We start from the raw sequence: 21,129 nt of genomic DNA on the forward strand, positions 1-21,129 counted from the left end.
CGTAACGACCCGCTTCAAAGGATTCGCTCTAGCGGTTGGGCTGCGGAAGGGGAAGCGCCAAGACAGCTCGGCCCACAGACAGCTCGGCCCACAGACGGCGCGGCCCACAAATGGCCCGGCCCGCAGACGGCTTAGGTGGTCATCCGCTGGATATCGAAGCCGATCTCCTGCACGCCGTAGCGGCCATTGTCGTAATCGTCGATCCGGTCCTGGAAGAACTTCATCAGATGCGCGTAGATTTCCTCAAATAGCGGCAGCAGCGCGTCGTCGGACACCGGCATGCCCAGCTTGATCTCGGGGCCGCGTTCCAGACGGACGAACATCACGTCGCCTTCCTTGCGGCAGCTCACCTTCAGCCGCATGAAATCCTTGTCCTGGGACACCCGCACGGCCAGGCCGAAACTGATCGGCTTGAGCGGCAGATAGCCCTTGCCGGCCACTGAAAAAGCCGCCGACTGGTAGTTCTTGGCCGAAAAGCGCCCTTCCGGCGGGACCAGGAACACGCAGCCCGGCTGTTCGGACAGCCAGGCACAGAATTCGTCGCGCAAAGTCTCGGCCAAGCTGCGGATGCGTGAATAATTCTCGAACGACCGTTCGCCGTAATTCTGCGCGACTTCGAAAAGGGCCTGCAGGCGCGGGCCGAAATCGACCTCGCCCGGGCTGGGCTTCGACCCCGAAAGCGCCGTCGTCTCCGGCGTGCCGATATCGGGTGTCGGAACCGTGTCCCGGACTGGCTCTTTCGCGACGTTGCGTTGCGGCTTTGCCTTGCCGACCACGGGTCTGGATCGGCCGGGGCGGGGTTTTCCATTTTTCGACATGGGCGCTCCGGTGAGGTTTGGCGGCGGAGCTGTCAAGGCCGCCGGAACAAGACGGCTGAAGCGCGTCGGTGTTCCGAACCTTGGATTGCCTTTCGCGTCGCAAAAGACTGGCACGCGACTTGAACGGCTCTGAGGTCGCTACCAATCAGGGGAGGGTGAGCATGACGGCCAGATTTCCGAGGATGTTGACGGTCATGGGCTTCGCCGCGACGACCCTGACGGCTTGCGCCGCGCTGGAGTCGACGGCGGACGGGTTGTGGGACCGGACACGGTCGGTCGCCGGTTTCGTCTCCGCGCCGGTTCGCAAGCTGTTGCGCGACGCGCCGGAAAGGGCCGCACCCGCGAAGGCCGGTACGGCGACGGATGCTAGGGCCTTCTCCGTCGCCGAGGCCGGATCGGATACCGTCGTGACTGTCCAGACAGCTCAGGTTGAGATGTTTCGTTCCGTGGAGATTCTGGAAACGGTCAGGGTAGGCCCTCTGGCCATGGACGTAATGACCGTGGACGGCGTGTCCTATGTGCGCCTGGACGGCGCGGCGCTGCTCGAAGACTGGCGCGATTGCGAAGCGGGGGCGTTGGATGCCGACGCGAAGACTTTCGAGCATTGCATGAAGGCGCGCGGCTACCGTCCGGACGCGGCCGCTATCGTGTCGTCCGGTCTTCCATAGCGGACAGTATCGCGCGCAGGCCTTCGCGATAGGTAGGATGGCGCGACTGCCAGCCCAGCCGCCATCGGGCGCGCGACGCGTCGACCCGCTTCGACTCGGCATAGAAGCTCCGCGCCATGGCGGAGACGGAGGGATCGTGCAGGGCGACGGTCTGCGGCGGCGATACGCCGATAAGGTCGGCTGCGAAACGCAGCACCTCGCCCGGCGGGGCGGGATGGCCATCGGCGATGTTGTAGATGTCCTGCGGGCTAGGCCGCTCCATCGACGCCAGCAGCGCGCTCACGATGTCGTCCACGTGAATGCGGTTCACCACATGGCCGGGCGCTTCGACGATGCGGGCCTCACCCGAGCGCAGGCGCGCGAAGGGCGCCCGGCCCGGCCCGTAGATTCCGGCCAGCCGAAAGATCTGCGTCTGCGGATACGCCTCCAGCCAGGCAAGCTCGGCGTCTGCGCGCCGGATGCCGCGGGACAGTCCCGGCGTCGGCGCTTCGCCCTCGAACGCCCATTGCCCCCGCCGGTCGCCGTAAACGCTCGTGGCCGACAGATAGCCGATCCAGCGCGCCCGGCTGGACACGCCGGCCAATGCGGCCAGCGACGGCTCCGCACCTTGGCGGCTCGGCGGCACGGAGACGAGGACGATGTCGGCCCGGGTGAAAGCGTCGCGCATCGCGTCCGACCCGAAAGTCAAGCCGCTCTCATCGCGCGACGTGTGCCGGAGGACGGCTCCGGCCTTTCGCAAATGCGGCTCCAGCGCGCGGGCGACATAGCCGCGGCCCAACAGGAGAACTTTGGTCCCGTCCAGCGCGATGGCCCGCTCATAGGCTCCAGGTAACTGCAATGTAACGCGCGGGCGCATTGTGTCCGCCATCTGCCTGACCTTATAGCGCGGCCCTCATGACCCGACCCGCAACCTTCATCCTTTCCGTCGCCGCCGCGCTGTTGGCAAGCGCCCTGTCGGCCGAGGCGGCAGACCGCACGCAGGAACTGGACGCCAAGCACAAAGCCTGCCTGGAGCGTATCGCCGAGGATCAGGACCTGGCGTTCGAGGAAGCCATGATCTGGCGTGACCAAGGCGGTGGTCGCCGGGCGCGCCATTGCGAGGCCATGGCCCTGTTCGCGCTCGGCCATGAGAGCCAGGCCGCCTACCGGCTGGACACCCTCGCGGAAAGCCGGGACGGCGGATCGGCCGAGATGCGCGCCAACTTCCGCTCCGAAGCCGCCAATTTCTGGCTGGCGGCGGGCGAAGCGGACCAAGCGCACGCTTCTGCGACGGCTGGGCTGGCGCATGAGGACGACCATGCGGCGCTGCGCATCACGCGGGCGCGCGCCAGTGTCATGCGCGGCGACATCCGTGCGGCCGAAACGGAGCTGAGCCATGTTGTTTCAGACGACCCGGACAATGCCGAAGCCTTGCGCTACCGGGCCGATGTCCGGTTGCGACAAGACCGGCTTGCTGCGGCCCATCAGGATATCGAAGCCGCACTGATTGCCGATCCTGCATCGGTCGAAACGGCATTGATGCGCGGCCGGATCGTCGAGGCGATCCGTCTGGCGAACGTGGCGCCGGCGGAGAGATAAACATATCGTGATCGTAATTCGATCCATGATCCCGAAAGTGCGACACTCGATCAGGCTTTGAAATTTCATTGGTCTCGTCACGGAGACAGTGAGGGCAAAGTCGCAAGAGCAATACATGTCGGTATCGACACAAGTGGAGTTTAGGACATGATATCATTACGAACACTGACGGCTTCCGCCATTCTGGCGTTGGCAGCTGCGGTCGTGGCTCCGTCCAATGCGAAAGCACAAACGATTGGCTTTACCATCGACGACATTCCCTTACGGGCCGGGCCGGGGGCGCGTTTCCCGACGATCGTCGTGCTGGCCGAAGACAACGATATCGAGGTGCTGGGATGCGTGCGCCATTATACATGGTGCGACGTCAGCGCCGGGCGTTTCAGAGGCTGGGTGCCCAGCGACGATCTCGATATCGTCTACATGTCGGAACGCTATCACGGCCCGGTCTATGCCCGGCAATATGGCGTGCCGGTCATCAGCTTCGAGCTGAATACATATTGGGATGCCTACTACGACGATTACGACTTCTACGACAGTCTCGATTACTGGGACGACTATGATTGGTGGGAGGACCGCACCTATTGGTACGACTGGGAATGGGATGATATGGACCTGGGTCCCGACACGATCATCATCGACGGCGAGACCGGCGGCATTATCGAGGTCGAAGAGCCGGTCGATTGCCTGGTCGAACTGCCGGACGGAAGTCTCGAACCCTGCTAGGGACTGGGCCGACGGGAACGCCCCGTCGGCTGTGAACTGACGCTAACCGTTTTCCTCGGCGCCCAACGTGTCGAGGAAGAACTCGAGAATAGACCTGTCGCGGTGGATGCGCGCTTCGGTCGCGCGGAAGCCGTGTTTTTCGCCCGGATAGGCTTCGAGCGTCAGATTGTGACGGCCTAGCTTCTGCATCGCGTCCACCAGCTTCACCGTGTGGCGGAAGACGACATTGTCGTCCGCCATGCCGTGAATGACCAGCACCGGTTCGGTCAGCCCGTCGAGCCAGGTGAAGACGGACCCGCCCTCATAGGCGCCGGGCGTATGGTTCGGATGGTCGGGCCGCGGATCGCCCAGATAACGTTCCGTGTAGGCGGTGTCGTAAAGCGCCCAGTCCGTCACCGGCGCCCCGGCAACGCCCGATGCATACAGATCGGTCTGGCCCAGCATCATCAGCGCCATGTAGCCGCCATAGGACCAGCCATAGACGCCCATCCGGTCTGGATCGATAAAGTCCCGGCCTTTGAGCCATTCCGCCCCGACCATCTGGTCCACGACTTCGGCCCGTCCCAATGCGCGGTGCAGCACATCCTCGAACGCTTTGCCGCGATTGGAACTGCCGCGGCCATCGACCAGAAAGACGACGAAGCCGTGATGGGCCAGCATGCGCGGCAAATGCTTGCGTTCCCAGCGGTTCAGCACGCGCTGTACGCCTGGGCCGCCATAGACGATCGTGACGGACGGTCGGCGTTCCCCCGCCCGAAGTCCGAGAGGCTTGTAGACTTGATAGTGCAGCGTAGAGCCATCTTCAGCGCTCAGCGTGCCGTATTCCGGCTCGATATGCGCGTCACGGTAGCGCGCGTAAGGATGCGTGTCGTCCAGCAGATTGCGCGACAGCCAGGTCAGCGGCGTGCCGTCCGCCTCGAACGCGCGGACCTGGGGCGGGACGTTGTCGTTGCTGAAGGTTTCCAGATAGCGCGTGCAGTCGGCGTTGAACGCCGCGCGGTGCTGGCCTTCGCCCTTGTCGATCTGTGTCGCGACGAAGCGTTCGGTCGTGCTGTCCGCCCCCTCGTCGTTCCCAGAATCCACGCGGAAGATGTGGGTGGAGACCGGGCTGTCGCGCCAGCCGGTCACGAACAGCGTGCCGTCGGCCGTTTCGCACAACACATCTTCGATCAGCAGGCCGCTCGGCGTCAACGGCCGCGGACCGTCCGCCGTGATCTCGTAGTACCGCCTTGTGCCGTCGCGTTCGCTGATCAAGTGCAGGCCGTTCTCGACAGCCTTGAACTCCGAGCGAATGTTCAGCCATGTCTCGCTGGTCTCCTCGTAGAATACGTCCGATCCGCCATCTGACAGATCGATGCGGTAGATCGTGTGCGTCTGGTTGTCCCGGCTGAGCACGCCGGCATAAAGCGAGCGGCCGTCCGGCGCCCAAGCGACGCGGGTCAGGTAGATGTCAGCGTCGTCGCCCAGGTCGAGCCATCGGGTTTCCCCGCCGGATGTATTCACAACGCCCAGCCGCACCGTCGCATTGTCCGTTCCGGCAAACGGATAGCGTTGGTCGATGGTCGTGATCCCGTCGGGTCCGATGTTGGCGCGGGTTTCGATCGCGATCGGGCTCTCGTCGATCTGCGTGTAGGCGATGCGCGTCGCGTCGGGCGAAATCCAGTAGCCCGTGTCGCGGTCCAGTTCCTCCTGCACCACGAAGCTGGCCGTGGCATTGCGGACCGTGTCGGTCGCCGTGTCCGTCAGTTGGCGCTCCAGTCCGGTTTCCAATTCCTTAACGTAGAGTTCGTCCTCGCGCACATAGGCGACGAGCGCGCCGTCGCGCGAGACTTTCGGGTCCGTCTCGAAGGCGGGCGTAGCCGTGACCTGGCGCGCCTCTTCTGTATCCAGATCATAGAGATAGATGTCCCCGCCCAGCGGGAACATCAGCAGGTCCTGGCCGACCCAGCTGTAATCGACGATGCCGCTGGCGTAGAGGCGCTGGCGTTCACGGCGATTCTTTTCCTCTTCGGACAGTTCTTCCGGCGCCCCGAGCAGGTCGGTGGAACTGACGAGCAGACGTCCTTCACCGGTTTCGATGTCGTAGGCCCAGAGGTCCTGCTGGTCCGCATCGTCCTCGCGGCCTTTCAAGAGGGTGACGAACGTGCCGTCGGGGGCGATGCGGGCACGCGCCAAGGACGGGCCGTCGATAGACGGCTCGGCATGGATGCGTTCGGGCGTCAGCCGACCCGGTCCCGGATCGTCCATCAGGTAGCTGCGCCGCTGCGTACGGGGTGTCAGCGCGTCGGAGGCCGCTTGCTGCAGGGCCGGAACGGTTTCCTTCGTCTCGTCGTTCCGGTCCACCGGATCGCCGCCATAGTTGCAGGCGGCCAAGGAGCCGAGCAGGAGCGGAAAAAGTAGACGGTGGCGCATGCCGGACTCCGTGGAGGGTGATCGTCCCTTGCGCTTACGCGCGGCCCGGTTTCCACGCAATAGATACCGGGTTTCGGAGAGGGACCTCCCCAAGCCCGCCATAAGCGCCATGCCCGGCCTTGCCACGCCCTGCCGCGCACCCGATAAGCCCGCCATGGCGGATCTGCGTTCCGTATTCTTCGTGATCGGACTCATGGCCCTCGCCATGGGGCTGCTCATGTTCGTCCCCATGGCGGTCGACCTGCTCTATGAAGACCGGTCCTGGCAGGCTTTCGCCATTTCGGGATTGGTCGTTACGCTGATCGGCGGAGCGCTGGCGACGGCTACCTACAATCCGGTGCCAGACATCCGGGCGCGCGGCGCTTTCGTCCTGACCGTCTTTTCCTGGATCGTACTGGCCGTGCTGGCCGCGCTGCCCTTCATGCTGGACCCGGTGCGGCTCAGCCTGACGGATGCCTTTTTCGAAGCGACCTCCGGCATCACCACGACCGGGTCGACGGTAATGACCGGGATCGACGACATGCCCAAGGGCATCCTGTTGTGGCGGGCGATGCTGCAGTGGATAGGCGGGATCGGCATCATCGTCACCGCCATGGCGATCCTGCCCATGCTGGGCGTCGGCGGAATGCAGCTGTTCCGGCTGGAAAGCTCCGATGTGGGCGAGAAGATCCTGCCGCGCGCACGGAGCATTGCCTTGACCATTGCAGGCATTTATCTGGGGCTGACCCTGTCATGCGCGACCGCCTACACCTGGACGGGGATGAGCGTGTTCGATGCGGTCGCTCACGCCATGACGACGATCGCGACGGGCGGCTATTCCACCTCGGACGCGTCCATGGGCGGCTTCATGGATGACGGCGCCGACATCGTCGGCATGGTCTTCATGTTGCTGGGGGCGCTACCATTCGGGGTCTACATGCTGATGGTGCGCCGCGGGCAGCTGGATGCGCCAGCCCGCGATCCGCAAGTCCGGGCGTTTTTGAGCGTCGTCGTGATGCTCAGCCTTCTGGTCTGCGTCGCCTTGGTCACATCGGGCGCGCAGGACAGCGAACTGGGCCTGCTGCATTCGCTGCGCCTGTCCGCCTTCAATACGATTTCCATCATTACCGGGACCGGATACGCCACGGCGGACTACATGAATTGGGGGGCGATGGCGGTCGGTGCCTTCTTCTTCTACATGTTCATCGGAGGCTGTGCCGGGTCCACGGCCTGTTCGATCAAGATTTTCCGCTACCAAGTCGCGCTGGAAGCGTTGCGGGCCTATCTGTTCCGCATGCCGAGGCCGCACGCCATTGCGCCGATGCGTTACAATGGCCGGCCGCTGCCCGATGCCGTCGTCTATTCGGTATTGGGCTATTTCTTCCTGTTCTTCGTCACCGTCGCCGTCATCGCTTCCATTCTGGGCGCAATCGGGCTGGACCCGGTTACGGCCTGGTCCGGCGCGGGCAGCGCCGTAGCCAATGTCGGGCCGGGGCTGGGCGACATCATCGGGCCCAGCGGCACCTATCAGGATCTGCCGAAACTGGCGAAATGGGCTCTGATGACGGGCATGGTGGTCGGACGTTTGGAAATCGTCACCGCCCTGGTCGTGCTGACGCCCGGGTTCTGGCGCGCATAGCGTAGCCCCCGCGCGTCCGAACGCGCGGATGAGTCCAATGGTCAGGCCTGCTCCATCCCTCCGACCGGAAACACATATTCCACATCGCAGAACTCGCACCGGGCGCGGATCATGCCGTCATCGTCAGCCATGTCGGCGCGGGCAGCGGCGTCGAAGCTCTTCAATGTGTTCGCCAGCCGATCGCGCGAGCAGCGGCATTCGGCGTGAACATCCAGCCGGTCAAGCACCCGGACGCCGTCTTCATTGAACAGGCGGTAGAGCAGGCTGTCCGTCGGCAGGTCCGGATCGATCAATTCCGCATCGTCCACTGTCGCCATGAGGGCCTTGGCCGTGTCGAACACGCTGTCCGTTTCGCCGCGTGCCGCATCTTCGGCGACACGTTGGATCATGAGGCCGCCGCCGGTCCATTGGCTGCCACCGGGCCCGACATCCTGACCCACAGCCAGGCGCATCATGGTCGGAATCTGGTCGCTTTGTTCGAAGAAATGCTCGGCGCAATCAGACAGGCGCTGGCCTTCGATGGCGGCCAGACCCTGGTACAGATCCGTATCTGGACCTTGGTCGATGGTCATGGAAAAGGTGCCGCCGCCCAATAACGTGTTCGCGCCCGGACTGCGATTGTCCAAAGTGACGGATTTCAATGCCTTTTCGTCATATCGGGCGTAGCCCCGAATATGCCCGTCCGTGGTGCAGTCGGCCATCAGCAGGCTGACCGCGCCCTCATTCGTGCCGTGGCACTGGACGACGAGCCGTCCGTCGAACTTGAGCGAGCGCGCCACCAGCGCACCGACGATCATCGCTTCGCCAAGCAGGCGGGCGACTGGCTCGGGATAGCGGTCGGCCAGTGCCGTCTGCAAAGCCGACGGCAGGCGCACGGCGCGGCCTCTGACGGGCGCGAGCGTGTCGTCTGTCCCACCGACCGTGAAGACGGTGAGTTGGTTTTTCATGATGTCTTGCATGGCGCGGATGTGGGAAGGGATGCAGGGATTTCAACCCGTATCGCACCCCATGCTTTCAGGCATCCGCACCGACGGCATGCAGCTCTCCGCCGTGGCGGCCGAGCCACCGTTTGGCCATCGGGGTGTCCGGAAAGAGCCGTTCGCAAACGGCCCAGAAGGCCGGGCTGTGATTGGGCTCGACCAGATGGGCGCATTCATGGGCGCAGACATACTCCAAAATGTCCGGCGGGGCGCAGATCAGTCGCCAGCTATAGGAGATCTGACCTTCGCCGCGCCGCGTGATGGCGCTGCCCCAGCGGGAGGACTGGTCGCGTACGCTGACTTTGCCAACACGCTTGCCAAGCTGCGCGGCGTAATGGTGGGTGGCAGCCTCCAGCTCGGCGCGCGCCTCGCGGATCAGCAGGCGCCGCACCCGGCCGGGAAAGCTTTCCCGATCGGGGGAGGGGACGGTGATTCTCCGCCCGGAGCGGTCCACTTTGGCGCGGCCCTTTCCGGGCGGATTGACAAGCTGGAACCGGTCTCCCTGAAATAGGATGTTCCCGCCGGGCACAAACGGCATGGGCGCGGGCAAGCCTTCCAATTGGACATCGATCCAATCGCGTTGCTCCCGCGCGAAGCGCTGCGCCTGTGCGAAACTGCGCAGACCCGGCACGACGACATGGACTTGCCGGTCGGCAGGCTTGACCTTCAACGAGACGCGCCGCGCCCGGTCCGACAGGACGTAGAGCACGCGTGGGTCGGCTGAGTCGATCAACGGGAATTGCGTCTTGTCAGGCAGGGCATGGCCGCTAGACATGTGGCTCAACTTCGACAGGACTTCCGACATGTTCGCTTCCCCGCTGAGCTTGCAGCGCACCCTTCTTGCCGGACTATGCGCGTCCGCCCTCGTGATGGGGTCTTGCCGGGGCGGGGACAAGCCCGCGGCTGAGGAAATCACGGTCGATGCGGCGACGCTGGAATTGACCAAGGCGGACGAGGGCGCTCTGTCCCGCCATTTCGAGGTCGAGGCCCGTGACGGAACCGAATCCGAAACGCTGGCCTTGCTGGACGCGCTCGGCATGGACGGGGCAAGCTATGGCGAGCGCGCGATCGACGGCTCCACGGTTGTCTATACGGACTGGACCGCATCCAGCGGCAATGCCGCCATTCAGGCGGACCGCGTCGAGATGATCGGCCTGCATGAAACGGATGACGGGGCCACGCTCGACAAGCTGGTTGTCCTCGATATGGGTCTCAAGGCTTACGAAGAGGATGAGAGCGAGGCCCGCGTCGAAGTCGTGGACGCCGCGGTCGCCAATCTGACCGTGGTGCAACCGACCGCGGACCTCATGGCTGACCTGACCGATGTTCTGATGGCGCGCGACACAGCGGCCGAAAAGGCTACTGATACGGTCGAAGACATCGCCGATACGGGCGAGTTCCGTGCGATCCGCTTGGCCGACATGACGGCCACCGTGCGGGAGGACGAGCAAACCGGCACATTCGCGATCGAGCAGATCGTGGTCGGCAACGATGCCGACATGGCCATCATGGATGTCGTGTTGGAGACTCTGAACTTCGAATGGGCGGCTGATGACGACTCCGCTTCTGACACCGACGCCGCGACTGTAGCCAAACCCTTCAAGCTGGAAATGGACGGGCTGACCGCAATGGGACTGGATACGACCCAGATGGACCCAGGAAACATGCCGGGGGCCGGATTGGGTGCCAGTTTCATGAACGGCTTCATGTCGGGTCTCTCGCCGAGAGGGACGCCGCCCTTCCGGCAGATCGACTTGGGACGCGTGGCGTTGGAGTCCGGCACGTTCGACTTGATCACGGACGGTTTCGAAGCGGATACGACCGTGGACGGCGGGGTCACGACGCTTCGCTCCGTGATGGAACCGATGATTGTGACCTTCAAGGACATGACCGACACACCCGTTGCGCCCTACATGGATGTGCTGCGCGAGAACGGGTTGGCGGAGATTTCCATGAAGGGGTCCGGAACGACGATCTTCGATCCGGCCGAAGACCGCGTGCGCTATGAAGACGGCCTTTTCGACATCGATGACGGGCTGAGAATGCGCTGTGACTATTCGGTTCTCGGAACGAATGCGGCCGCCGCGTCCATGAAGGCCAGCGGTGTGACCATGCCCGTTTTCGATTTCTCGGACGACGGCGATAGCGAGGCTGAAATGGAGCGCTACATGGCCGAGATGGAACGCTACAATGCGGCCCAGGCCGAGGCGAACAAGCTGATCCGGATCGAGAGCCTCGATTGCGATATCCAAGACGTGCCTGGCAACAGCTTGGTCGAGCGCGGCTACAAAGTCGCTTCCGCGATCACTGGCCGCCCGGTCCCCGTCCTGAAGGGCAGTGCCAAGACGATGATCGCGCTCGGTTCGCTGACCGCACCGTCGGCCTTCCAGCGCGACCTGATGGACACGGTCGGATCCGGTCTGATCGATTTCATCGACACGCCCGGACAGACCATGACGATCACGATGGCGCCCGAAGAGCCCGTGTCCATAACGTCGCTGACGGGTCAGGACGGCAGCGAACCGACGATCGAACCGCTCAATTTAAGTGTCGAAGTCCAATAAGGAACGGGCTTCGATCGTCTCGTAGATCGGTTCGCGCCATGCATCCGCGCATCCGGCTGTGCCGGAATGTCGCTTGAAACCGACGGGCGCCTTCCGCATATGATCGGCAACTTCACCTTCCACGTCATGGAGATCTCATGAAAGTTCTCGTCCCGGTCAAGCGCGTGCTTGATTACAACGTCAAAGCCCGCGTCAAACCCGATCAGAGCGGTGTCGATCTCTCCAACGTCAAGATGAGCATGAACCCGTTCGACGAAATTGCCGTCGAGGAAGCCGTGCGCCTGCAGGAAGGCGGTACCGCGACGGAAACCATTGCCGTCTCGATCGGACCGGCCAAGGCGCAGGAGACCATCCGAACTGCACTAGCCATGGGCATGGACCGCGGCGTGCACGTCACGACCGACGAAGATCTGGAGCCGCTCGCGGTCGCCAAGATCCTCAAGAGCGTGGCCGAAGCCGAAGGCGCCGAGCTGATCCTCATGGGCAAACAGGCCATCGACAATGATTACGGTGCGACCGGCGGCATGCTCGCCGCGCTGCTGGACTGGCCGATCGGTCAATATGCCAATACGGTCAGTCCGGGCGAGGGCAGCGTCGAGGTCAAGCGCGAGATCGACGGCGGCCTGCAGACCGTGAACCTGAAGCTTCCAGCCGTGGTCACGACCGATCTGCGGCTCAACGAGCCGCGCTATGCATCGTTACCCAACATCATGAAGGCCAAGCGCAAGCCGATCGAAGCCAAGACGCCAGACGATTTCGGCGTCGATACGACGCCGCGCCTGACGGTCGTGAAGGTGACGGAACCCAAAGCCCGCGAAGCCGGTATCAAGGTCGACGATGTCGCGACCCTCGTCGATAAACTCAAGAACGAAGCAGGAGTGCTCTAATGGCCACGCTTGTCGTTGCAGAACATAATAACGCGTCGCTGGCCGACGCGACCGCCAAGACCGTTACGGCCGCAAAAGCGCTGGGTGGAGACATCGATATTCTTGTGGCGGGCAAGGGCGCTGCCGCTGCTGCCGAAGCCGCCGGCAGGATTGATGGCGTCCGCGCCGTGATCCACATCGAACACGACCTTCTGGACAAGCAGATGCCCGAAGCCATGGAAGCGACCCTCGTCGCCCTCATGGATGGGTACGACGCGCTCATGGCGCCCGATACGACCACGCATAAAGCCTACATGCCGCGCGTCGCCGCCAAGCTCGACACGCAACAGATCAGCTCCGTCACCGGGATCGAGGACGGCACGTTCGAACGTCCGATCTATGCCGGCAACGCCGTCGCCTATGTCACGTCGGACGACCCCAAGAAGGTCGTCACGGTTCGTACGACCGCATTTGCCGCGGCGGGCGAAGGCGGTTCGGCTTCTGTCGAAACGAAGGCGACCGAGATCGGCGACATGGGTTCCGAATTCGTGTCCGAAGAGTTGACGAAATCGGACCGCCCTGAGTTAACAGGCGCAAAGATCGTTATTTCCGGTGGGCGCGGCATGGGGTCGGGCGAAAACTTCTCCATGATCGAAAGTATTGCCGACAAGCTCGGCGCCGCCGTCGGGGCCTCGCGCGCCGCCGTCGATGCGGGCTATGTACCTAATGACTACCAAGTCGGCCAGACAGGGAAGGCCGTGGCGCCAGAACTCTATATCGCCGTCGGCATATCCGGCGCGATCCAGCACCTGGCCGGCATGAAGGACTCCAAAGTCATTGCCGCGATCAACAAGGATGAGGAAGCCCCGATCTTCCAGGTCGCGGATTACGGATTGGTGGCGGATTTGTTCAAGGCTCTGCCGGAGTTGGAAGCCGAGCTTGAAAAGGTCGGATACTGATCGTTCCGACGACGATACCAAACCTGTAAGCCCGCCCAAAGGCGGGCTTTTTCATATCGGCTCGACAGGGGGCTCCATGCAATCCGCATCGTCTGCCTGCTGTTGCGCCGCTCTCGCTTCGCTTTCTTTTTTCAACGGGCGAGTAAAGGGACATACTTCCTGAACGAAGCCATTCAGCGTGTTCGTCAGGCTTTCGGGTACGAGCGAGTAGTGGATGTATTGCCCTCGGCGTTCGCGCGTCACAAGGCCAGCATTCTCCAGCACCGACAAATGCTTGCTGAGTGCAGGCTTGGACATGTCGAAGCGTTCGGCGATCTCGCCCGCCGTCAGGGATGTCGCTGAAAGATAGGCGAGGATGCGACGGCGGGGCGTGGAGGCGAGAGCTGAGAAAATCTTGTCCATGAGCATCAGAATCCAAAACCGAGCAAAAATCCATTTAACCTATTGACTAAATACTTAAACAGGGTCAGAGGAATTTAGCTAACTGGTTAAATATAGCCGGAATGGCGGAAATAGCAAGAAGAGCAGCATATGCTTGGAATAACTTATCTGATTTATGTCGTCATATCTCTGAGCTTGACGGTCTGGGTCGGTCGGACGCTCAACCGCAATGGCAAGGTGTTCTTGAACCATCTCTACGAGGATGCGCCGCATCTCGTCGATGCAATCAGCAACATGTTGCTGGTCGGCTTCTATCTCATCAATATCGGCTTTGTTGCCTATACGTTGCGCATCTCCGGAGTGGGTCCTATAAATTGGGCGCAAGTCATCGAATTTCTGGCCGTCAAGATCGGGCTAATTGCCATCGTCTTGGGTGTGATGCATTTTGCTCTGATGTTCTTGCTGCAACGCTATGCACAGATCATCAAGTCGGTGGCGGCGAAGGCTGGTCCGCAGTCGGCGTGATGCCACAATACGAGGCCTGCGATCATTTGCGGGCCTTATTCGGTCTCTGATTAGGCGGCTTGGCTGTTTTCACATTGCACGGCACGGCCACTGTACTTTTCCAGCACTTCGAGTAATTCCGTCTGCTTCACAGGCTTGGTCAGGTAATAGGTCATGCCCGCATCCAAGCAGTCCTGACGATCGTTCTTCAACGCATGCCCTGTGAGCGCAATGATGGGGATGGGATTGGCCGTGTCGTTGTCCGCTTCGAAAGCCCGGATGCGGCCCGTGGCTTCGAAACCGTCCATGACAGGCATGGAGACATCCATCAGGATGAGCGGAAAGCGGTCGCGGTCTTCCATGAACATGTCGAAAGCAATCTTGCCGTTTTCGGCGAAAACCGGGTCGAAAGCGGTCTCGACAAGCATCAGCCGGACGACGTCGCGATTGAGCGGGAAGTCTTCCGCAACGAGTATTTCCTGTTTGTCCGGCTTTACAACACGAGACGTCATGACCTCTGCTTCAGTTTCGGGATCCGGAGCCGTTCTGGCTTTGTGTTGAGTGTCCTCCTGTTGAGTGTCCTCAGCGGGTGCAGATACGTTTTTCGGCATCGAAATGTCCGAAAGCAGGGAGTCGAGCAAAGCATCCGTTTCCGATGCCGAAATCGTCGTGTCGTTCCGGGGCGATTCATGTGGAACCGAGCTTGCACCGGACTCGGGGTGTTCGCTGGCAAGCTGTACCGGGCTGTAAACGTCGTCAGACGGTTGGTCGGCCTCAGCCATAACGGGTTCGGAAAAGGTTTCCCGACTGGTTTCAGTCTGGGCGGACGGTGTATCCAGGATCGCGTTCAGCGTCTGCACGGAAGCTTCGACTTCTCCGGGCTCCGGCATCTCGTTGCTGGTTTCCGGGTCGGGCGAAACAGGTTGAGACCTGGCTTCATGCTTGCCGAGCATCCGTCCCAGCGTTTCGAACAGGCGCCGCTCCCGGACAGGCTTGACGAGATAGGTCTCGATTCCAATCGCGGCCAATTCCTGGCTGGTTACCGATTGGTCGCAGGAAGACAGCATGACGATCGGCGGGATCGGCAAGGTGGACTGTTTGGACAGCATGGAAGCGAGTTCGCGGCCATTCACGCCAGGCATCAGATAATCCAGTACGATCACATCGTATGGCTTCGCATCTGAGTCGCTGGCGGACGCTTTCAGCGCTTCCGCCGCCTCGACGCCGTTCTTCGCCGTGTCGCTGGTCATGCCCCAGCCGGCGAGCTGGTCGGACAGGATCTGGCAATTGACGTCGATATCGTCGACGATCAAGGCATGCTTGCCGTTCAGAGCGGCGATGTCGTAGGTTTCCGCCCGCGCATCATGGTCGATCGTCAACGGAATTTTGACTCCGAAGGTCGAACCCATGCCGACCTCGGAAGTCAGGTAAATCTTGCCGTTCATCATTTCGACGATGCGCTTGGTGATGGCGAGGCCGAGGCCGGTGCCGCCATAGACGCGTGTCGTCGATCCGTCGGCCTGGGTGAACTTGTCGAAGATGGATTCGACGCTTTCCGGCGCGATGCCGATCCCCGTATCCGTGACATCGATTGTAACGACCGGCCGGTCCGCATCATCCGGATCCGGTGCGACATTGACATCGATTTTGACATAACCGTCGGCCGTGAATTTGATCGCATTGCCGACGAGATTGGTCAGAACTTGTCGAATCCGTCCGGCATCACCGATGAAATTCGCGGGCAGGCCACCAGGGTAGTTTATGATCAGCTCCAGACCCTTGTCCTGCGCGTTCGCCACCAACAAGGCCATGACGTCATTGACGGACGATTTGAGATCGAACGGCATCGGGTCGAGCTCCAGTGCCCCGGCCTCGATCTTCGAGAAGTCGAGAATGTCATTGATTATGCACAGCAAGGCACTGGCGGAACTGGTGATGACGTTGACATACTCGCGCTGACGTTCGTCGATGCCCGAAAGCGCGAGCAATTCGGCCATGCCGAGAATGCCGTTCATGGGCGTCCGGATCTCGTGGCTCATATTGGCCAAAAATTCCGACTTGGCCTTGCTGGCTTGTATCGCTTGATCCTTAGCCGCCTCGATCGTCGCTTTCTGGCGATGTTCTCGTTCCGTATCCGTGACGAAGGCGCGGATCCTCTGCGGGCGGCCTTGCGAGTCCCTGACCAGCTCGCCGAGCGTACGGCTCCAGCGCATATTGCCTCTGCCAGTGATCGTGCGGATTTCGAATTCGAAACGGCCGCCATTCTTGTTCATGTCCCGCAGCGCCCGGGTCATGATGTCCCGGTCGTCGGGATGGGCCACGATCGCCAAGCCCTTTTCCTGGATGACGTCGATCTTCTCGCGTGAATAGTACTGGATCATGGACTTCGAGAATTCGTACTTTTTCGTGTCCAGATCGAAGAACCAATATCCGGACCGGCCGAGTTGCAAGGCGGCGTCCAGCATTTCGTCTTTTTCGACCAGTTCGCTGACATCCGATGAGACCGATATCGTATAGCCGTTGTCGAGCACCTGGCGGCAGAACCGCTGCGTCGAACCGTCTCCGAGCTGGATCAGCCGCGTCGTGATGTCCTTTCCTTCTTCGATATTCGTCCGGTGTTCGGCTTCGGATAACCGATTCCGCTCCATGATTTCTGGCGTGAGATAACCGTTGCGGGTCATCAATTCGTGCATTTTGGTCAGAGGGTCGCCAAGTTCGATGTCGCCATGCTTCATGCCCATCTTGTAGAGGGTGGCACTGGACATCATGCGATAGCGCATGTCTTGGTCCAGGATCGCGACACCGACATCCAGGTGCTTCAACAGCATGTCCAGGAACTCGGCCTCCTTGCCCGGCTCGACGATCGCCGAGTGGTTAGGGTGGCTGGGATCGTTGAAAGCCCCTTTTGCCGTATCGTTCATTATGCCCTCGCCCGGACGACGGAAATATCGTTTCGAGTCGGCCTAGTGACGCAGAGACGTTAATAATTTTGCAAAAAAAAGCCGGACGCTTGCAACAGCAAGGTCCGGCTTGAGTCTTCGCAATCCAGTCGGGGAGAGTGACTTGCGGTATTAAAACACAGCAGCGGCAGAAGGGGAGGACGTCGCTGTGTGTCGAGCTTCATTTAGGCATTCCGGCCGACCGGTAGAACCGATAGGAGCGCAAAAGAGCCATGCAGTTACGCATGCAGAGGCAGAGCAGTGACTGCTGGGTCAATCGATCGAGGGCGATGTCCGCGCGACGCGTTGCAGAAATTCCCGGAACACCTTGGCCTTGGCGGATCCACGAAGTTCTGAAGGATAGACAAAATACAGATCGAAGCTTTCGCCGCGCACTTCGGGCAGGATCCGCACCAGACGGCGGCTGGATGCGATCATGTAATCCGGGAGACCGGCCAATCCGATACCGGCTTCCGCTGCCCGCATGATGCCGTGCAGATTGTTGATGCTCATGATCGGTTTGCGCGGGCCTTCCCCGTCCTCGCGACCCACCGATAAAGCCCAGTTGGAGCTTTGCAGCTTTGCCGGCAACAATTCGCCAAAAGCCACGATTTTATGTGTGTCGAGATCGGGTGCGGATAAAGGCGCGCCGAACTCCGCCAGGTATCCGGGCGATGCATAAAGAGATTGCGTGATCTGACCAAGCTTGCGTTCGATCAGGTCGCCTTGGGTGGAAGGCCACGGCCGAAGCGCGCAATCCACGTCGAAAGCCATTAGGTCATGCTCGCTGTCTTCGAGGATCAGCTGGATCTCGATTTCCGGATAGGCTTTCATGAATTCCGGCAGGACGGTCGTCAGCCAGTTGGACCCGAGCGATATGGGCGAACTGACGCGCAGGACGCCTTGTGGCAGCTGCCGCACATTCTGGACGTTTGCGAGACTCTTGGCGATCTGGCCGTGGACTTCGGTCGTTGTCTTGAACAGGACCGTTCCTTCTTCCGTCAGTGTCAGACCGCGCGCGTGGCGGTGGAACAGCGGCAAGCTCATCCTGTCTTCCAAGGCTGCGATCTGCCGCGACACGGCCGATTGCGAAATGCCGAGATCCTGCGCCGCACGGGTCAACGAACCAGTCCTCGCCGCGGCATGGAAAGTCTTGAGTTTGTCCCAGTCGATCGTTTCCGGCATGATGTGGTCCTGTCCGTTCTCCGGCAGCGAGCGGCCTCGAGGTGATCGGTTACTCCGCTGCTTGGACCGCGTCGCTGAGCGTCTCCAGCTCTTCCTTGCGTGCGGCGATGTCGTCCACGAGCTCTTCGCCGATATTGTCAGCTGCATCCTTTGCGCCCATCGCGTCCTTGGCGGCAAGCCAGCGTTCTGCCTCGAGCGCGGCCATGCAGCCCAGGCCGGCAGCCGTCACGGCTTGCCGATAGGTCTCGTCCGATACGTCGCCGGCTGCGAAAACGCCCGGCACATTAGTGCGCGTACTGTCGGGCGCGCTAATGATGTATCCGCCGTCGTTCATTTCCACATGGCCTTGGAAGATTTCCGTGGCAGGTTTGTGGCCTATGGCGATGAAGACGCCGTGGGCCGGCAAAATGCGTTCCTCGCCGGTCTGGGCATGCCGGATGCGCGCGCCCGTCACGCTCGGCATGGGTTTCAGATCGCCGACAATTTCCTCCATCGTGTGGTCCCAGAGGATTTCGACATTATCTTTGGCGAACAACCGCTCTTGCAGGATTTTCTCGGCGCGCAGGCTGTCCCGGCGATGGATCAGCGTAACCTTGCTGGCCAGACCGGAAAGGTAAAGCGCTTCTTCCACAGCCGTATTGCCGCCGCCCACCACTACGACCTCCTTGCCGCGATAGAAAAAACCGTCGCAAGTTGCGCAGGCCGATACGCCGAAGCCGCCAAACGTCTCTTCGCTCGGCAGGCCGAGCCATTTGGCTTGGGCACCAGTGGCGATGATGACCGCATCCGCCGTATAGACCTTGCCGCTGTCGCCGACCGCCTTGAAGGGGTGGCCGGAAAAATCGACATCGACGATCATGTCTTCGTAGAACTCCGTGCCGAACTTCAAGGCATGCTCCTTGAACTTTTCCATCAGTTCGGGCCCCATGATGTCGGGAAATCCGGGATAGTTCTCGACATCCGTCGTGATCGTCAGCTGTCCGCCCGGCTGTAGGCCCGCAACGATGGCCGGCTTCAGAAGCGCCCGGGCCGCGTAGACGGCGGCCGTGTAACCGGCAGGTCCGGATCCAATGACCAGGACGGGATGATGAACGCTGTCGCTCATTGAAAAACCTTTCATTTGAACGGCAGAGGTAGGGCGCGGGGCCATCCGCCGCAAGCGCGGGAGGGTCTCAATTCTGTGAACGGCTGGCTGGCGATGGTGCGAGCGGCGGTGCCGTATGGACCACAGTAACCATCGGCAGGAAGGATCATCGATTGCGATACCGTTCCAGAACGCGGTCCGCAATGCGGGCTGTCTCGTCCAGCGGCGCATAATCTGGATCATCGATGCGGCCGTCCCACCGTCTGACGCCGCAGCGATGTCGAAGCACCTCATATAGATCGGCGAACTTCCCCGGATCGCCCTGCATGGGCAAACGATAGACGGGCTTGCCTGTCGTGCAGGCTTCGGTCAGCATATTCGTGCTGTCCTCCGAGACTAGGATAATTTTCGCCCCGCCGAGAAAGGCGAAATAGGGATTGTGTCCAGCAGCGTCTGGTGTGTGCAGCCAAACATCATTAGGCCGGCCGTTGGCGAAGGCCCGCCATTGGTCCTGCACAAGGTCCGGTGTGCGCCGGGATGTGGTGATGAGCAGACTGTAGCCGCCATCCGCTAAGTTCCTGGCGGCTTTCAGATGCGCGTCTGTCGTTGCAGCGTCCATATCATGGGTATGGCTTGGGCCGCCGATCGCAATCATGGCGCGCGGCATGGGCAAGGTCGAAAGACGGTCGGCATGAGCCAGCGTCTCCGCGATTATGAGGTCGCGTGTAACCCGATTCGGCGACCCGATCATCGTTTCGACGGATGGTCCCGACAGGCCGTCATGCTTCGGCGCGACGACAAGATCGAAACGCGACGGCTCGGTGCGCGGATCCTGGACATAGACCGTAAAATCGCATCGCCCCTTGCGGCGCACCGACAATAGAGCGGCGATGGCCTGACGGCCGCATCCGATTATTATGTCGGCTGGTGGCAGACCGAAATCACGTTTTACCGCCAACTGAATCCATGGTGGCAAGGCTGCGAAAGCCGGTCCGGACGCGAGGATGTGTGTGGCGATCCGGCAATCCGTTCCGACCTGACGGCAGATTGCTTCGGCCAAGCCGAGCGCCTGATTCTCGATCCCGCGCCGACCGTCCGAGGCGACGAGGAGTTTCACACGTCGAACTCTCAGCCCGCTTCCGGATAGCCGATATCCAGGATTTCGTATCCTTTGGCACCGCCCGGCGCAACGACTTCGAAGACGTCTCCGACTTCCTTGCCCATCATGGCGCGCGCGATCGGGCTGGTATTCGAAATCTTGCCGTCTTTCACATCGGCTTCGTCTTCGCCCACGATCCGGTAGGACGCTTCCTCATCCGTGTCTTCGTTGACGATTTTGACGCGCGCCCCGAAGGTAACCTTGTCGCCGCTCAAGCCGGACGTATCGATGATCTGGGCCAAGGACAGCTTGGATTCCAGTTCCTGTATGCGCCCTTCGATAAAACCCTGCTTTTCCTTTGCCGCGTGATATTCCGCATTCTCGGACAGGTCGCCATGGTCACGGGCCACGGAAATGGCCTGAATGATATCAGGCCGCTCAACTGTCTTGAGATGCTTGAGCTCCGTTTGGAGCGCAGCATGCCCATCCGGAGTCATTGGGAATTTCTGCATAAATCTGTCTCGCAGACGAAAAGTGGTCGCGACGCAGGACGGCGCCGCACATAAGCGAAGAACATTTAGAGGCTTTGCAGGTGTGATCAAGAGATTACGGGCAGGAAACCGTCTTATGCGCAGATCACCGTTCGATGAACCAGTGCGCTATCAAGCTGTCCGGAAGGATCATGGTTATGCCGTTTCGCACTAGCGCGAAGCCAGCAATGGCGGCGTGTTGCGGCCTGAATTGAAGGGCG

Annotated in this window: 19 protein-coding genes; 8 read left to right on the top strand and 11 right to left on the bottom strand. The window is 61.3% G+C overall.

Annotated features, from left to right (window positions below; all coding sequences use genetic code 11):
• Positions 1 to 131: 131 nt before the first annotated feature.
• On the bottom strand, positions 132 to 818 hold the full coding sequence (locus Q0718_RS11275; RefSeq protein ID WP_298917845.1) for a hypothetical protein: 687 nt from the start codon (positions 816 to 818) through the stop codon (positions 132 to 134).
• Between the two features lie 161 nt (positions 819 to 979).
• Here Q0718_RS11275 and Q0718_RS11280 point away from each other — a divergent pair, with 161 nt between their 5' ends.
• Positions 980 to 1,486 (top strand): hypothetical protein, encoded by a 507-nt coding sequence (locus tag Q0718_RS11280; RefSeq protein WP_298917848.1) that lies wholly within the window; start codon positions 980 to 982, stop codon positions 1,484 to 1,486.
• Here the strand turns inward: Q0718_RS11280 and Q0718_RS11285 are convergent.
• On the bottom strand, positions 1,461 to 2,342 hold the full coding sequence (locus Q0718_RS11285) for a hypothetical protein (RefSeq protein ID WP_298917851.1): 882 nt from the start codon (positions 2,340 to 2,342) through the stop codon (positions 1,461 to 1,463). The two genes, Q0718_RS11280 and Q0718_RS11285, sit on opposite strands and share 26 nt — an antisense overlap.
• A 38-nt stretch (positions 2,343 to 2,380) precedes the next feature.
• On the opposite strand from Q0718_RS11285, the gene Q0718_RS11290 reads away from it, so the two are divergent.
• Complete coding sequence (locus tag Q0718_RS11290; protein WP_298917853.1) at positions 2,381 to 3,064, top strand: tetratricopeptide repeat protein; 684 nt, start codon at positions 2,381 to 2,383, stop codon at positions 3,062 to 3,064.
• A 147-nt stretch (positions 3,065 to 3,211) separates the two neighbouring features.
• Positions 3,212 to 3,787, top strand: a complete 576-nt coding sequence (locus tag Q0718_RS11295; protein ID WP_298917855.1) for an SH3 domain-containing protein — start codon at positions 3,212 to 3,214, stop codon at positions 3,785 to 3,787.
• 42 nt (positions 3,788 to 3,829) lie between these two features.
• Here the strand turns inward: Q0718_RS11295 and Q0718_RS11300 are convergent, their stop codons facing one another.
• Positions 3,830 to 6,199 carry a S9 family peptidase gene (locus Q0718_RS11300; protein WP_298917857.1) on the bottom strand — a complete coding sequence of 790 codons (2,370 nt, stop codon included), beginning with the start codon at positions 6,197 to 6,199 and terminating at the stop codon, positions 3,830 to 3,832.
• Between the two features lie 154 nt (positions 6,200 to 6,353).
• Here Q0718_RS11300 and Q0718_RS11305 point away from each other — a divergent pair, with 154 nt between their 5' ends.
• Positions 6,354 to 7,817 (top strand): TrkH family potassium uptake protein, encoded by a 1,464-nt coding sequence (locus Q0718_RS11305; protein WP_298917859.1) that lies wholly within the window; start codon positions 6,354 to 6,356, stop codon positions 7,815 to 7,817.
• Between the two features lie 41 nt (positions 7,818 to 7,858).
• Here Q0718_RS11305 and Q0718_RS11310 read toward each other — a convergent pair whose 3' ends face one another.
• The gene (locus Q0718_RS11310) at positions 7,859 to 8,764 is read right to left on the bottom strand and encodes an Hsp33 family molecular chaperone HslO (RefSeq protein WP_298917862.1); all 906 of its coding nucleotides are present in this window, start codon (positions 8,762 to 8,764) and stop codon (positions 7,859 to 7,861) included.
• Positions 8,765 to 8,831: 67 nt separating this feature from the next.
• Positions 8,832 to 9,602: a SprT family zinc-dependent metalloprotease gene (locus tag Q0718_RS11315; RefSeq protein ID WP_298917864.1), complete on the bottom strand. Its 771-nt coding sequence runs from the start codon at positions 9,600 to 9,602 to the stop codon at positions 8,832 to 8,834.
• Between Q0718_RS11315 and Q0718_RS11320 the strand changes: the two genes are divergently transcribed.
• The 3 genes from Q0718_RS11320 to Q0718_RS11330 all read left to right on the top strand — a co-directional run bounded on the left by Q0718_RS11320 (position 9,601) and on the right by Q0718_RS11330 (position 13,186).
• Entirely contained in the window at positions 9,601 to 11,361 is a 1,761-nt protein-coding gene (locus Q0718_RS11320; RefSeq protein ID WP_298917867.1) for a hypothetical protein, read from the top strand. The two genes, Q0718_RS11315 and Q0718_RS11320, sit on opposite strands and share 2 nt — an antisense overlap.
• A 137-nt stretch (positions 11,362 to 11,498) precedes the next feature.
• Entirely contained in the window at positions 11,499 to 12,248 is a 750-nt protein-coding gene (locus Q0718_RS11325) for an electron transfer flavoprotein subunit beta/FixA family protein (RefSeq protein WP_298917870.1), read from the top strand.
• Positions 12,248 to 13,186, top strand: a complete 939-nt coding sequence (locus Q0718_RS11330; RefSeq protein ID WP_298917873.1) for an FAD-binding protein — start codon at positions 12,248 to 12,250, stop codon at positions 13,184 to 13,186. The genes Q0718_RS11325 and Q0718_RS11330 overlap by 1 nt, the downstream gene beginning before the upstream one ends.
• Before the next feature lie 51 nt (positions 13,187 to 13,237).
• Here Q0718_RS11330 and Q0718_RS11335 read toward each other — a convergent pair whose 3' ends face one another.
• On the bottom strand, positions 13,238 to 13,588 hold the full coding sequence (locus Q0718_RS11335; RefSeq protein ID WP_298917875.1) for a metalloregulator ArsR/SmtB family transcription factor: 351 nt from the start codon (positions 13,586 to 13,588) through the stop codon (positions 13,238 to 13,240).
• A gap of 129 nt (positions 13,589 to 13,717) precedes the next feature.
• On the opposite strand from Q0718_RS11335, the gene Q0718_RS11340 reads away from it, so the two are divergent.
• Complete coding sequence (locus Q0718_RS11340; RefSeq protein WP_298917878.1) at positions 13,718 to 14,092, top strand: hypothetical protein; 375 nt, start codon at positions 13,718 to 13,720, stop codon at positions 14,090 to 14,092.
• Positions 14,093 to 14,142: 50 nt separating this feature from the next.
• On the opposite strand, the gene Q0718_RS11345 is transcribed toward Q0718_RS11340, so the two are convergent.
• The 5 genes from Q0718_RS11345 to greA form a co-directional block, all read right to left on the bottom strand.
• Entirely contained in the window at positions 14,143 to 16,992 is a 2,850-nt protein-coding gene (locus Q0718_RS11345) for a response regulator (RefSeq protein WP_298917880.1), read from the bottom strand.
• Positions 16,993 to 17,283: 291 nt separating this feature from the next.
• The gene (locus Q0718_RS11350) at positions 17,284 to 18,195 is read right to left on the bottom strand and encodes a LysR family transcriptional regulator (protein WP_298917883.1); all 912 of its coding nucleotides are present in this window, start codon (positions 18,193 to 18,195) and stop codon (positions 17,284 to 17,286) included.
• Positions 18,196 to 18,244: 49 nt separating this feature from the next.
• Positions 18,245 to 19,300: a thioredoxin-disulfide reductase gene (gene trxB / locus Q0718_RS11355; protein WP_298917888.1), complete on the bottom strand. Its 1,056-nt coding sequence runs from the start codon at positions 19,298 to 19,300 to the stop codon at positions 18,245 to 18,247.
• A 145-nt stretch (positions 19,301 to 19,445) separates the two neighbouring features.
• Positions 19,446 to 20,396, bottom strand: a complete 951-nt coding sequence (locus Q0718_RS11360; RefSeq protein WP_298917891.1) for a mitochondrial fission ELM1 family protein — start codon at positions 20,394 to 20,396, stop codon at positions 19,446 to 19,448.
• A gap of 11 nt (positions 20,397 to 20,407) precedes the next feature.
• Positions 20,408 to 20,890 carry a transcription elongation factor GreA gene (gene greA / locus Q0718_RS11365; protein WP_298917968.1) on the bottom strand — a complete coding sequence of 161 codons (483 nt, stop codon included), beginning with the start codon at positions 20,888 to 20,890 and terminating at the stop codon, positions 20,408 to 20,410.
• Between the last annotated feature and the right edge of the window lie 239 nt (positions 20,891 to 21,129).

The sequence above is a fragment of the uncultured Algimonas sp. genome (assembly GCF_947498175.1).
In the GTDB taxonomy this organism is placed as follows: domain Bacteria; phylum Pseudomonadota; class Alphaproteobacteria; order Caulobacterales; family Maricaulaceae; genus Litorimonas.

Bases quoted from the DNA above. Each gene is read 5' to 3' on its own strand.
- Q0718_RS11275 (WP_298917845.1), bottom strand. From the start codon at position 818: ATGTCGAAAAATGGAAAACCCCGCCCCGGCCGATCCAGACCCGTGGTC.
- Q0718_RS11280 (WP_298917848.1), top strand. From the start codon at position 980: ATGACGGCCAGATTTCCGAGGATGTTGACGGTCATGGGCTTCGCCGCG.
- Q0718_RS11285 (WP_298917851.1), bottom strand. From the start codon at position 2,342: ATGCGCCCGCGCGTTACATTGCAGTTACCTGGAGCCTATGAGCGGGCC.
- Q0718_RS11290 (WP_298917853.1), top strand. From the start codon at position 2,381: ATGACCCGACCCGCAACCTTCATCCTTTCCGTCGCCGCCGCGCTGTTG.
- Q0718_RS11295 (WP_298917855.1), top strand. From the start codon at position 3,212: ATGATATCATTACGAACACTGACGGCTTCCGCCATTCTGGCGTTGGCA.
- Q0718_RS11300 (WP_298917857.1), bottom strand. From the start codon at position 6,199: ATGCGCCACCGTCTACTTTTTCCGCTCCTGCTCGGCTCCTTGGCCGCC.
- Q0718_RS11305 (WP_298917859.1), top strand. From the start codon at position 6,354: ATGGCGGATCTGCGTTCCGTATTCTTCGTGATCGGACTCATGGCCCTC.
- Q0718_RS11310 (WP_298917862.1), bottom strand. From the start codon at position 8,764: ATGAAAAACCAACTCACCGTCTTCACGGTCGGTGGGACAGACGACACG.
- Q0718_RS11320 (WP_298917867.1), top strand. From the start codon at position 9,601: ATGTTCGCTTCCCCGCTGAGCTTGCAGCGCACCCTTCTTGCCGGACTA.
- Q0718_RS11315 (WP_298917864.1), bottom strand. From the start codon at position 9,602: ATGTCGGAAGTCCTGTCGAAGTTGAGCCACATGTCTAGCGGCCATGCC.
- Q0718_RS11325 (WP_298917870.1), top strand. From the start codon at position 11,499: ATGAAAGTTCTCGTCCCGGTCAAGCGCGTGCTTGATTACAACGTCAAA.
- Q0718_RS11330 (WP_298917873.1), top strand. From the start codon at position 12,248: ATGGCCACGCTTGTCGTTGCAGAACATAATAACGCGTCGCTGGCCGAC.
- Q0718_RS11335 (WP_298917875.1), bottom strand. From the start codon at position 13,588: ATGGACAAGATTTTCTCAGCTCTCGCCTCCACGCCCCGCCGTCGCATC.
- Q0718_RS11340 (WP_298917878.1), top strand. From the start codon at position 13,718: ATGCTTGGAATAACTTATCTGATTTATGTCGTCATATCTCTGAGCTTG.
- Q0718_RS11345 (WP_298917880.1), bottom strand. From the start codon at position 16,992: ATGAACGATACGGCAAAAGGGGCTTTCAACGATCCCAGCCACCCTAAC.
- Q0718_RS11350 (WP_298917883.1), bottom strand. From the start codon at position 18,195: ATGCCGGAAACGATCGACTGGGACAAACTCAAGACTTTCCATGCCGCG.
- trxB (WP_298917888.1), bottom strand. From the start codon at position 19,300: ATGAGCGACAGCGTTCATCATCCCGTCCTGGTCATTGGATCCGGACCT.
- greA (WP_298917968.1), bottom strand. From the start codon at position 20,890: ATGCAGAAATTCCCAATGACTCCGGATGGGCATGCTGCGCTCCAAACG.